This is a genomic window from Arthrobacter zhaoxinii (genome assembly GCF_024385505.1).
In the GTDB taxonomy this organism is placed as follows: domain Bacteria; phylum Actinomycetota; class Actinomycetes; order Actinomycetales; family Micrococcaceae; genus Arthrobacter_B; species Arthrobacter_B zhaoxinii.
The window spans coordinates 269096-280664 of record NZ_JANFLT010000006.1; the positions used below are offsets into that span (position 1 = coordinate 269096).

Genomic DNA, 11569 nt, shown 5'->3' on the forward strand with positions numbered 1-11569 from the left:
GCCGTCAGCATAAGTTGCGCGTAATGTGATGCGCAATACTTTTTTCCAAGTCTCTAATCCGCTGCGTCTCGAAGCCCCTGAAGGACACTCCATGCAGTCATCACTGCCGTCGAACCCGGTCACGCTTGCGCATCTGGCCTCCGAGGCCGAGGTTTCGCTCTCCACCGTTTCGAAAGTTCTCAACGGTAGGTCCGACGTTTCGCGGAAGACCAGAGCGAAAGTGGAGACGCTTCTCGAGGAGCACGGCTACCGGCGCAAGGGCGGAGCCAAGTCACGGCTGCTGGAACTGGTGTTCCATGAACTCGAAAGCGCCTGGGCTCTGGAGATTATCCGGGGCGTGGAAAACATTGCCCGGGAGAAGGGGCTGAGCGTTGTCCTGACCGAGAGCGGAACGCGGCACTCGCCCTCGCCCGAATGGGTGGAAGGCGTCATCGCGCGGCGTCCGGTCGGCGTCGTGCTGGTCTTTTCCGATCTTGCCCAGGATTCGCGCAGGCAGCTTGAAGCGCGGTCCATTCCGTTTGCGATCATCGATCCTGCGGGCGATCCTGCTCCGGATGTGCCGTCCGTGGGGTCGGCGAACTGGTCCGGAGGGATGATGGCTACCCGTCATCTTCTCGATCTGGGGCATACGCGGATCGCTGCGATCACCGGGCCCGAGGACATGATGTGTTCACTGGCCCGGATTGACGGCTACCGTTCGGCGCTGAACGCTGCCGCGCTGCCGCTGGACAAGGACCTGATCCGGTACGGCAACTTCCACGTCGACGGCGGCCGCGACCACGCGCTGGAGCTGCTCAGCCTTCCGGACCGTCCCACTGCGATTTTTGCCGGCAGCGACCTGCAGGCCCTTGGGGTGCTCGACGCCGCACGGCAGTTGGGCATCAGTGTTCCGGAGGAGCTTTCGATTGTGGGCTATGACGATCTGCAGGTGGCGCAGTGGTCCAGCCCTGCGCTGACCACCGTGCACCAGCCGTTGATTGAAATGGCCGAAGAGGCTGCCCGGATGGTGGTGCGTCTGTTTGAGGGGGACCAGCCGAACAACCTGCGTCTGGACCTGGCGACGTCGCTGGTGGTTCGCCAGAGCACGGCTCCAGCTCCGGTTTCCTCCTGAAGGCGATTTCCTCCTGAAGTCGAAGGCGGTCTCTAGGCCGGCTAGGCCGGCTAGGCCGGCTAGGCCGGCGTGCGGGCGTACTGCAGATCTACTTACCCGGCGCCGGCGTCGGAGGCTGCAGGAGGTCGAGCTGCAGTCCGGGTCGGACCCCTAGACGTACTTGCCCGGCGGCGGCGCCTGGCTCCTGCGCGCTTACCTGGCTTCGGCGCCCTGGCCTGACCCCGGAGCGCTTACCTGGCTCCTGTGCTTACTTGGCTTCGCCGCCCTTACCTGGCTCAGGACAGGAGGCTGCGTTCAGAACGGAGGGGGTGAATCCGGTTCGCCTTGGCTTTGCCGGCCTTGAGTATTCTGGTCCTGACCTTGAGCCGGAGGCCTCGGTTCCCGATGCCCTGGTTCGAAGAGCCCCAGTTCGAGGAACGGTTCGGTCCGGTAGACCCGTCCCGTGGGGGACGTCCACTCCATCACCCCGGGTGTGGGTTGGCTGGCTTTCCAGTAGCCCAGGGTTTTGAACCGGTGATGCCGGCGGCAGAGGTGTTCCAGGTTGCCGTGTTCGGTGTCCCCGCCTTTCGCCCAGTCGGTGGTGTGGTCGATCTCCGTGACCGCAGTACTGACCCGGCAGCCGGGAAACCGACAGGTTCCGTCGCGGGCTCTGAGCCAGCGGGCGAGTCCGGCGGGGACTTTCCGGCGTCTGCCTACCCCGAGGATCTCTCCGGTGGTTGGGTCCTGGGCTAGTCCGGTCCAGTGGGCGGCGTTGCGTGCGAGCCTGCGGGCTGCGTCGGCACTGATCGGCCCGTAGCCGTGCAGTTCGGCAGGCTGCTCATCGGCACCAAACAACGTTTCCGCGTTGATCAACACCATGATCTCCGCCCGCGGCAAAACACCTGCAGGACCCTCTTTGCCTGAATCGCTGTCCGACGCGTGACCTGACTTCGAGGCACCGTCTTCGCGGGGTGAACCAAGCCCGCCCATGAGCAGCTGGGACAGGATGTCGGCACGCAGCTGGTCCGCTGTCCTCGGATCCCCGTCAGCCTGCTCACCCCCAGCCGACGTACACAATGCCGTGTAGATCTGTTGGGCATGCTCGGCCCGTAGATGGGCGGAGAGCCAGGACATGCCGTCCTCGTCGCGTTCCAGGACCACCTTCCGTTTCTCGAAGGCCGTCTGATGCCGTTCGGGAATGGTCTCGGGATAGGTCTGCTCCCGCAGCCGGCGGGCTTTAACGCAGAACTGCGCCCGGGTCACGCCTTCGGCTTTGCCCAGAAGCTCCGCCTCAAACCCGGGAAGCTTCGCGTCGGGAATGCTCTGGCACTGATCCAGGACCACCTGGGCGTGCGCGTAACTAAACCGTCCTTCTTCCAGTCCGGTCAGGGTGGCGGTATGGGTGCTGCAGAGCCTGACCGCTTCGACCATCATTCCCTGCGCGGTGGTCTGCGGAACGTTCAGGATCGCGGCGCATTCGGAGGCGGCGAGGCTGAACGCGATCCCCGGTCCTTCCTTCCCCCATGTGGGTGACAGGTCCTTCCGGAAGAGTTCCTCCATATGGTTGATCGCGCGGGCCTGCTGGGCCTGCGTCCACCGCACCAAATGCGACAGCCGGGCCAACACCTCACCTGTGGCGTGTTCGTCGAAGGACTCTAGGTTCGCCATCGCCAGCACCCCGGTGAAACCGTCCGGGAAGCAGTCAACTCCGGTGGGTTCGGCAGGTCCAGCGGTAGCCGAGCCGGACGCGGAATCAGGTGCGGACCCGGGGGCGGGAATGGGTGCATCAAAGAGGGCGGCAGCAGGAGTTGCGGCTGATTCGGTAGACCCGGTGCCGCGGTTGGTGTCCGTGGACGTGTCAACGCCGGCCTGAGTGGCGCCGTCGTCGTCGGAGTCCGTACCGTCGCCACTGAGATCCGGAACCGCCCGATATACCGCCAGCGTGCAGGGCGTGCGCGACGCATCCGCGTCGCCAGCGGAGCCTGTTGGCTGCTGGTCGTCACGATCCTGTTTTTCGGTTGTCGGTTCGGTGTTTCCGAGCTGATCCATACCCTCAGGATTTCACCCGGCACTGACATTTCCGGCCCGAAAACAGGCCAAAAACAGCCCTCCCGAAAAGCGAAAATACTCGTCTTTAGAACACCACTACCTAGTCGCTAAAACCGACCTCACGATCGCTCACACACCTATAAGTCAGTATGTGGCGTGAACCCCGCAACAGGTATTCACGGCCCGTCAGCCTAGCGTTCACTGACCGGCAAACTCGGGTAATTAGCGTGGCACACCTGCCTCGGTGGCGACTGACACGGAATTCGGCCGGCTCCACGAGGCAGGTCTAGGATCGACGAGGACGAGCCCCGGTTCCGGTGGCGCGGAAAACTCTATGGGAAGTGTGACGAGGTAGCCGTCAGGTGGCAGACAAAACAGGACCGACGGCACTTCTCATTCCGCTAGTGGTGGGGCACCGCGGAAACAGCGGTTCGGCGCCGGAGAATACGGCAGCAGCATTCATCGAGGCCAGAGCCGCGGGGGCAGACATGGTTGAGACCGATGTGCGCCTGACGGCCGACGGCGAGCTCTTCCTTTTCCACGACAACACGGGCCTCCGTACTACTAACGTCGCGGAGGTGTATCCCCTGCGGGCAAAGGACCCGATCACCTCGTTTACGGCAGGAGAACTCCGGCGGCTCGACGCCGGAGGCCACGTTGCCGGGCAGTACGCAGGGGAGGGAGTCATGTTCCTGGCAGACCTGCCGGCAGCGGTGGGCTATGACCTGGGCGTCAATCTTGAGGTCAAGGAACCCGCCAGCTCACCCGGCGTTGAACAGGCCATCGCCCGGATGCTGGCTGAACACGATGACTGGCTGCGGCTGCGTGAAACCGAGCGGGTAACGGTCAGTTCCTTCGACCCGGGGGCTGTCCGCAAGGCAGCTGACCTGGGTCTGCCGGCATGGCAGCTGGTAGGCACTGATCCGGATGCCCTGCTCCTGGGCAGGCTGGATCCTCGAACGGAGGGAGTGGTAGCCGACCATAGGTCCCTGACCGACGACGGCGCGGCCGCCGTGTGGGCGGCAGGCCTTGGCCTGTGGGTCTACACGGTCAACTCACCCGCAGCCACCGCGGCGGTCCTTGCACTGGGCGTTGACGCGGTGATTACCGATTTTCCGGCAAACCTGCGGGCAACCCTCGGCGGAACCCGGGGACGTTCGGTGGAACCTGCAGCCGGTTAGCAACTCACGGCAGTCCCGCCAGCAAGACAAGGCAGACTGCCAGCCCACCGGTCCCGGGGAGCCCCGTTGACCGGCTCCGGAGCTGGTTTCACACTGGGAGCAGCACGTGAGCTGTCCGCCCCTCCACTGAAGGCGCTTCCCATGGACAAGAACTTCCTGACCTATCCGGACTGGCAGGCCACGGCCGACACATTGCACCTGTACCTGCAGGTGGCAGGCAAGGTGAAGCTGGAACGCAGCTATCCGGAACCGGAATGGGGCCATGTACGGATGCCGCTCACGGTCCAGGGCATTGGTACCGGGATCATCCCCGGTCCCGCCGCAAACTTCGAGATTTACTTCAACCTGCGCCAGCACCACGTGGACGTCCAGAACAGCAACTACATCCGCACCCGGCTGGAACTCAGCGACGGTCTGAGCGTGGCGGATTTCTACCGCCAGCTAATGGGGGCACTGGACTTCATCGGTGCGCCAACCACCATCAACACCGAGCCGCAGGAATTTTACGACCCGGTGCCGTTCGACGCCGACACCAAGCACGCCACTTACGACAAGCACGCGGTGGAGCTCTTCCTGGACAACCTGCACTTCGCACACCGCAGCCTTGGACAGTTCTTCGGGCCGGTCCGTGGCAAGGTCTTCGCACCCTCGTACTGGTTCGGCACCATGGACCTCTCCGGGACCATTTTCAGCGGCCAGCCGGAGCCGTACCCGGGCAGCGGCGTAATAGCAGTGAACTGCTTTGACGAGAGGTTCTGCGAGTTCGGCTTCTGGCCGGGGGACCCGTCCTCCACAGAACCCTCGTTCTATGTGATGCCGTATCCGTTCCTCTCCAACATCGGCAGCTACGGGACCATGCTCGCCCCGCAGAAGGCCGAATTCCTCACTCGGTCCAGTGAATTCATCCTGACGCTTCAGGACGCCTTCTCCTATGACGATCCGCAGCGGGCGGTAGTGGACTTCTGCCGCACCAGCTTCGACATCCTGCAGCGCATGGACCCCTGGGGAGACATCGAATGGATTACTCAGCCGCTGACCTATGACTGACGGCGCTCGACGGAAAGGTTGATCTTCGTCGCAGGTGCGCCCCGGGTGGGGGTCCGCGGCCAACGGCCGCGGTAGGATTCTGACAACCCGTTGGTAACCCCTGGTTGCCGCGGCAGCATCCGCCACCACCGAGAGAGCACCGATGTCTCCCCGCAAACTGTTCCGCACCCTCGCCCTGGCCGAAGCCGTGACCTGGACCCTGCTCCTTATCGGCATGTTCGCCAAATACGTGCTGGATTTCGAGGCCCTGACGCCGATCTTCGGCGGCCTGCACGGCTTCGTCTTCCTGGCCTACGGCGTCGTCACCCTGTTTGTCTGGGCCAACCAGAAGTGGCCGGCTCGCACCGGCATCCTCGGCCTGGCCACCACGGTGATCCCGTGGGCAACCATTCCCTTTGAGCGGTCAGTGGACCGCCGCGGGATGCTGGCCGGAGGCTGGCGGATGGCTCCCGGCGGCGAAGAGCCGGCCAACGGGGTGGACCGGATCGCCGCCCTCGTGCTGCGCCGCCCGATCGTCGCCGGGATCGTGGCCCTGATAGCCGTGGCCGTGGTCTTCAGCGTCCTGCTCCGCCTCGGCCCGCCCGTTCAAGTGGGGTAAGCGTTCCGATGGGGTAAGCCCTAGGACTCCACACCAGCCTGGGCGGCACCAGCCCCGGTCGGCTCGGCCTCCGGACGCAGCCGACGCCGGCCCGGACGGTCGGAGCCGCCCCGGCGGTACGCCGTCGTGGCCGTGGCCAGGATCAGGACAATCAGCACGGCACAGCCGATGATCACCGAGACCATGGCCAGGGCGCTGCCCCCAAGGATGCCGACCAACGGGCTGATAAGTCCCGCCAGTCCCACCTGCAGGGCGCCGATCATGGCTGCGGCACTGCCGGCCATGTGCCCGTAGTTGCTGAGGGCCAGGATGGAGGAGTTCGCGGCGATGAAGCCGTGCATGGCCAGAACCAGCCAGAGTCCGGCCGTCAGGCCCGCCGCTCCGCCCAGCCCCGTCAGCACGATGACCGGCAGCAGTGCAGCCAGTCCCAGCAGCAGGAGCACGGCCACCCGCAGGATGCGCATTGGGGAATGGCGGCCCACCAGCCAGGCGTTGAGCTGGGCCGAAATCACCATGCCCACGCCGTTGATGGCGAACACCAGCGCGTACTGTGCCGGGCTCAGACCGTAGCCCTCCTGGAAGACGAACGGAGAGCCCACCACGTAGCTCATGATCACTCCCATGCCCAGTCCGGGGATGATGGCGTGGGCCAGGAACTGCCGGTCACGCAGCAGCACACGGAAACCGCTGAACGTGCTGGCGCCGGCCTTGGTGCGGCGGCGTGCCGGCGGCAGCGTCTCCGGCATCCACCGAAGCACAATGACACCGAGCACAACCCCGATCAGTGCCAGGGCGAGGAACACCGCCCGCCAGCTGAACAGCCCGGAAACAGCACCGCCGATAGACGGCGCCAGCAGGGGAGCCAGGCCGATGATCAGCATCAGCCGGGACAGCATGGCCGCGGCGGTGGAACCGGTGAACCGATCCCGTACTACGGCAAGGGACACCACGCCGGCGGCGGCGTTGAAGAAGCCCTGCAGCATCCGGAGCGCAATCAGGATGCCGATGTTCGGGGCGATGAAGCACAGCAGTGACACCACTACATGCATTCCGATGCCGATGATCAGCGGCAGCCGCCGGCCGAAGCGGTCCGAGAACGGACCGATGACGAGCTGCCCGACGGCGGCGCCAAGCAGCGTGCCGGAAAGGGTGAACTGGGCGGCGGCGGCACTGGTGTGCAGGTCCTCGGCCACCTCGGGCAGCGCGGGGAGGTACATGTCGGTGGTCACGGCCGGCAGCGCGGCCAGCGCACCGAGCATCAGGATGTACTTGATGCTCGTGCGCTTACTGACGCGCGAACTCGTGCGGTCTCGTGTTCCGGTCTTGGGCGGGGTATCGCTCACTGGGCTCCTGGTGCAGGTACGGTTACAAAAATCTTAAGGGTGCCGGACACCGGCTCCCGCGAGCACGGCCCGGTAGCCTTCCCGGTACGTGGGGTAGGCAAACTCGAATCCGGTTCCCAACAGCCGCCGGTTGCTTAGCCTGCGGTTGCCGCCGCGGCTGCTGGACGTGTCGCCCTCCGGCGGCAGTTCCCGGCCGAGTTCGGCAGCCAGGAACCCGAGCACCTCGGCCAGCTCCACCGGCTCCATATCCACTCCAACATAGAGCGGCGCGGGATCCGAAACCCGGGTCGTCAGATGCACGATGGCCGCGGCTGCATCATCGCGGTGGATGCGGTTGGTCAGCTGGCTTCCGTCCGGTACGACGGCGGTTCCGGACGTCACGGAATCGATCAGGCGGGTCCGTCCCGGCCCGTATATGCCGGACAGCCGCAGCACCACCGCGTCGGGGCGGCGTGCGTGCAGCAGCTGCTCGGCTTCCCGAATGACGGCACCGGTGGCCGACGCCGGGGCGGTCGGAGTTTCCTCGTCCACCTCGCCGCCGTCGGCATCGCCGTACACCGCAGTGGAGGAAACGAAGAGGATGCGGCGCGGTTGGACGCCGTCACGGTCCAGGGCGTCGAGGACGTTCGAGGTGCCGGTGACGTAGGCGGCACGGTAGGCCTCCTCGGTGCGGCTGCCGGCGGCCACTGCTATCACCACGACGTCGGTGTCCGCCGGAATGCGCGGCAGGTCCCCGGCGGCCAGATCTCCGGCCTGCCCGGTGATTTCCTGCGGAAGTTTCTCCGGGGAGCGGCGCCAGCCGAGCACGGAAAAGCCGGCCGCGGCAAACCGCAGGCCGGCTTCCGTGCCCAGATCACCGCAGCCGGCGATCAGGACCGTCATGTTCTACTCAGCCAGGGCGGAGATGACGGCCTTGGCCACATCCTCGCTGGACTGGGGGTTCTGGCCGGAGATCAGGTTCCGGTCCCGGACAACGTAGCTGGTCCAGGCCGGACCGGTTTCGATCTCGGCACCCTTGGTCCGCAGCACTTCCTCCACGAACCAGGGGGTGTTCTCGCCGGTACCGCCGCCCCGCTCTTCCTCGTCGGTGAAGACGGTGAGCTTGCGGCCGGCAAAGATGAACGTGCCGTCTTCGGTCTCGGCGGCCAGCAGGCCTGCCGGGCCGTGGCAGAACGGGGCAATGATCTTGCCCGCGGCGTCCGCCTCAATGAGGATCCGGCCCATGTCCTTGTCGAACGCCAGATCCGCCATGGGACCGTGCCCGCCCGGCATCACCACGGCGTCGTACTCCGACATGTCTACATCGGCGAGCACCAGCGGGGAGGAGAGCTCAGCGTCAATAAAGGAGATGTACTGGATGAAAGCGGCGGCCTTTTCCGGGCTGCCGGCGGACTCGGGGGCCAGGGATACAGAGTCCACGGTAGGCTTCACGCCGCCGGGGGTGGCGATGCGGACGGTATGTCCGGCCTCGCGCAGCACCCGGTGGGATTCAACCAGTTCTTCGGCCCAGTAGCCGGTGGGGTGTTCGCTGCCGTCCTTCATGGTGAGGGAGTCTGCTGCGGATACAACCATCAGGATATTTGCCATGCGTTCTTTTTCCTTTGCTTGGCGGAAATGCGGAAAGTGTTGTTACTTGGCCGGTGCTGCGGCGGCGCCGGCAGCGTCCAGCTCAGCGAAGGTGGCGTCGTCGAGTGAAATGTCGGCTGCACCCAGGTTGTCCTCGAGGTGGCTGATGGAGCCCGTGCCCGGGATCGGCATCATGACCGGCGAGCGGCGCAGCAGCCAGGCGAGGGCGACCTGCGAGGTGCTGGCATTCAGCCGCTTGGCGGCTTCGTCCACGGGGCCGCCCGGCTGGGCCAGCTCGCCGGCGGAGATCGGGGCCCACGGGATGAAGCCGATGCCGTTGTCCTCGGCGTACTTCAGCACGTCCTCGGAGGAGCGGTCGGTGAGGTTGTAGCGGTTCTGCACGGTGGAGACGGTGAAGAACTTTGACGCGGCTTCCAGCTCGGCAACGGAGACCTGGGACAGGCCGAGGGCCTTCACCTTGCCCTCCTGCTGGAGATCGCGCAGCACGGCGAACTGCTCTTCGGGATCGACCTTGGGGTCAATGCGGTGCAGCTGCAGAAGGTCCAGGGAATCGACCTTGAGCTTGCGCAGCGCGAGTTCGGTCTGCTGGCGCAGGTATTCGGGGCGGCCCACCGGTACCCAGACGTCCGGGCCGGTACGGACGAAGCCGACCTTGGTGGCGATGCGGACACCGTCCGGGTAGGGGTACAGTGCCTCGGCGATGATTTCTTCGCTGATGTTCGGTCCGTAGGAATCGGCGGTGTCGATGAAGTCGACGCCCAGCTCGACGGCGCGGCGCACCACGTCGACGGCGGTTCCGCGGCTTTCCGGTTCGCCCCAGACACCGGGCCCGACAATGCGCATCGCCCCGAAGCCCAGGCGGTGTACGATGCCGAGATCCTTGAGGTCGATGGTGGGGGACAGGGCGGGAGAGTTTTCCGTCGTATCAGTCATACAGGCGTCAACACGGCCCGTCGCCGGGTTTATTCCTCAGCAGCCTTAGTTCGGCGGTGGCGACTGAGCGGTCCGGGGCCCGAAGGCGGCCGTCCGGACCCTGTTGTCCGGACTCCGAAGGTGGGCTACGTTGTGACCACTGCCGCGTGACATCCGGTGGTGCCGGCCGGCGAACACAGCTGAGCAGGAACCCAGCAGGAACCCAGCAGCAACACAGAGAGGTGTTGGCGATGACAAAGACTTCCGCCCAAGTGGTGACCGGGCTGTACATCAACGGCGAGTCCCGGAGCACGCAGGAGACCCTGGCGGTCGCGGATCCTGCCAGGCCCGGGTCGGTGGCCGGCCATGCAGCGGCTGCATCGCCGGAGGACGTGGCGGATGCCGTCGGAGCCGCCAAGGCAGCCTTTCCCGCGTGGTCCGCACTGTCGGCACAGGAACGGGCGGCCCGGATGGCCGACGCGATTGCCGGCATAGCCGATCTGCGGGATGAGGACGCGGCCATCCTGTCCCGTGAGAACGGCAAGATTGTTATGGAGAGCTGGGTGGATGCCCTCGTCTTCGAGCTCCGCTGGCAGCTTGCCCTCTCGCTGGCCGATCAGGTGGATCAGGACGGGATTCTCGAACCGGCGCCGGGCATCCCCGTGACCACCACCGTGTCCTACCAGCCGCTGGGCGTGGTGACGGTGATTGTTCCCTTCAACTGGCCGGTGGCAATCCTCGGGGCGTCCCTGCCCCACGCCCTGCTGGCCGGCAACACCGCCATCGTCAAACCGCCGCCCACCGCACCGCTGGCAACCACCCGGATTGTGCAGCGGGTTGCCGAGAAGCTGCCGCCGGGAGTGCTGAACGTCGTCACCGGCCGGGACAGCGACATGTCCGGCCTGATCCGGAACGACGACGTAGCCAAGGTCTGTTTCACCGGCAGCGTCAACGGCGGCAGGCGGATCATGGAAATGGCTTCCGGATCGCTGACCCGGGTCACCCTCGAGCTCGGAGGAAACGACGCAGCCATCATCCTTGACGATGCACTCCTGGACGACACTCGGCTGGACCGGCTCCATGCCGCGGTCTTCGATACCACGGGGCAAATCTGCATGAACGCCAAACGGATCTACGTCCACCGGTCCCGCATGGAAGAACTGGTGCAGGGATTGTCCGCCCGGCTGGAGAAGGCTGTCCTGGGCTACGGCCTCGATGAAGGAACAACCATGGGGCCGCTGCACTCCGCGGCGCAGAAGGCCTTCGTCGAAGACCTGATCCAGGAGGCGGAGGCCGCCGGTGCCGAGGTCCGCCGCTTCGGCACCCTTCCCGAGGACCCCGACCTGCGGGACGGCAACTTCCTGCGCCCGGCGCTGGTCCTTGATCCGCCGCCGGAACTGCGTGTGGTCACCGAGGAGCAGTTCGGGCCCGTGATCCCGATCATTCCGTTTGATGCCGAGGACGACGCCGTCACCTGGGCCAACGACACCTGGGCGGGGCTCTGCGGCTCGGTCTGGACCGAGGACCCGGCTCGGGCCAACGCGGTCGGTTCACAACTTGCCTGCGGCTACGTGTGGGTCAACGACCACGGAGCAACCCGTTTGGACCTTCGTGCCCCGTTCGGCGGCATGAAGCAGTCCGGCATGGGCCGTGAACAGGGAATCCAGGGCGTCCGGGCTTTCCAGGACACCCGTTCCATTGCCCACCTTGACGAGGCTGCAGCCGCTGCTGCGCACTGAGGTCTGAAGCTCCAAGACCGCAG

10 protein-coding genes are annotated in these 11569 nt (G+C 65.6%); 5 read left to right on the forward strand and 5 right to left on the reverse strand.

The features are described from left to right. The first annotated feature begins 91 nt into the window (after positions 1-91). On the forward strand, positions 92-1111 hold the full coding sequence (locus NNX37_RS12660; protein WP_255793104.1) for a LacI family DNA-binding transcriptional regulator: 1020 nt from the start codon (positions 92-94) through the stop codon (positions 1109-1111). Positions 1112-1405: 294 nt separating this feature from the next. On the opposite strand, the gene NNX37_RS12665 is transcribed toward NNX37_RS12660, so the two are convergent. Next, positions 1406-3139: an HNH endonuclease signature motif containing protein gene (locus NNX37_RS12665; protein WP_255793105.1), complete on the reverse strand. Its 1734-nt coding sequence runs from the start codon at positions 3137-3139 to the stop codon at positions 1406-1408. Positions 3140-3501: 362 nt separating this feature from the next. Between NNX37_RS12665 and NNX37_RS12670 the strand changes: the two genes are divergently transcribed. The 3 genes from NNX37_RS12670 to NNX37_RS12680 all read left to right on the forward strand — a co-directional run bounded on the left by NNX37_RS12670 (position 3502) and on the right by NNX37_RS12680 (position 5965). Further along, positions 3502-4320 carry a glycerophosphodiester phosphodiesterase gene (locus NNX37_RS12670; protein ID WP_255793106.1) on the forward strand — a complete coding sequence of 273 codons (819 nt, stop codon included), beginning with the start codon at positions 3502-3504 and terminating at the stop codon, positions 4318-4320. A 141-nt stretch (positions 4321-4461) separates the two neighbouring features. Next, complete coding sequence (locus NNX37_RS12675; protein WP_255793107.1) at positions 4462-5367, forward strand: DUF5996 family protein; 906 nt, start codon at positions 4462-4464, stop codon at positions 5365-5367. Between the two features lie 142 nt (positions 5368-5509). Further along, positions 5510-5965, forward strand: a complete 456-nt coding sequence (locus NNX37_RS12680; protein WP_255793108.1) for a DUF3817 domain-containing protein — start codon at positions 5510-5512, stop codon at positions 5963-5965. 20 nt (positions 5966-5985) lie between these two features. On the opposite strand, the gene NNX37_RS12685 is transcribed toward NNX37_RS12680, so the two are convergent. From NNX37_RS12685 to NNX37_RS12700, 4 genes are read right to left on the reverse strand one after another with little or no spacing between them, the layout of a single operon-like run. Further along, entirely contained in the window at positions 5986-7308 is a 1323-nt protein-coding gene (locus NNX37_RS12685) for a multidrug effflux MFS transporter (protein WP_255793109.1), read from the reverse strand. A 33-nt stretch (positions 7309-7341) separates the two neighbouring features. After that, a complete protein-coding gene (locus NNX37_RS12690) occupies positions 7342-8190 on the reverse strand; it encodes an SDR family oxidoreductase (protein ID WP_255793110.1) in 849 nt (282 codons plus the stop codon). Between the two features lie 3 nt (positions 8191-8193). Beyond that, on the reverse strand, positions 8194-8895 hold the full coding sequence (locus NNX37_RS12695) for a type 1 glutamine amidotransferase domain-containing protein (protein WP_255793111.1): 702 nt from the start codon (positions 8893-8895) through the stop codon (positions 8194-8196). A 42-nt stretch (positions 8896-8937) separates the two neighbouring features. Then, positions 8938-9828 (reverse strand): aldo/keto reductase, encoded by an 891-nt coding sequence (locus NNX37_RS12700; RefSeq protein WP_255793112.1) that lies wholly within the window; start codon positions 9826-9828, stop codon positions 8938-8940. Positions 9829-10058: 230 nt separating this feature from the next. On the opposite strand from NNX37_RS12700, the gene NNX37_RS12705 reads away from it, so the two are divergent. Further along, positions 10059-11546, forward strand: a complete 1488-nt coding sequence (locus NNX37_RS12705; RefSeq protein WP_255793113.1) for an aldehyde dehydrogenase family protein — start codon at positions 10059-10061, stop codon at positions 11544-11546. Positions 11547-11569 lie beyond the last annotated feature (23 nt).

What these genes read in the sequence shown, in the direction of transcription:
- NNX37_RS12660 (WP_255793104.1), top strand. Translation starts at nt 92, where the DNA reads ATGCAGTCATCACTGCCGTCGAACCCGGTCACGCTTGCGCATCTGGCC.
- NNX37_RS12665 (WP_255793105.1), bottom strand. Translation starts at nt 3,139, where the DNA reads ATGGATCAGCTCGGAAACACCGAACCGACAACCGAAAAACAGGATCGT.
- NNX37_RS12675 (WP_255793107.1), top strand. Translation starts at nt 4,462, where the DNA reads ATGGACAAGAACTTCCTGACCTATCCGGACTGGCAGGCCACGGCCGAC.
- NNX37_RS12680 (WP_255793108.1), top strand. Translation starts at nt 5,510, where the DNA reads ATGTCTCCCCGCAAACTGTTCCGCACCCTCGCCCTGGCCGAAGCCGTG.
- NNX37_RS12690 (WP_255793110.1), bottom strand. Translation starts at nt 8,190, where the DNA reads ATGACGGTCCTGATCGCCGGCTGCGGTGATCTGGGCACGGAAGCCGGC.
- NNX37_RS12695 (WP_255793111.1), bottom strand. Translation starts at nt 8,895, where the DNA reads ATGGCAAATATCCTGATGGTTGTATCCGCAGCAGACTCCCTCACCATG.
- NNX37_RS12700 (WP_255793112.1), bottom strand. Translation starts at nt 9,828, where the DNA reads ATGACTGATACGACGGAAAACTCTCCCGCCCTGTCCCCCACCATCGAC.
- NNX37_RS12705 (WP_255793113.1), top strand. Translation starts at nt 10,059, where the DNA reads ATGACAAAGACTTCCGCCCAAGTGGTGACCGGGCTGTACATCAACGGC.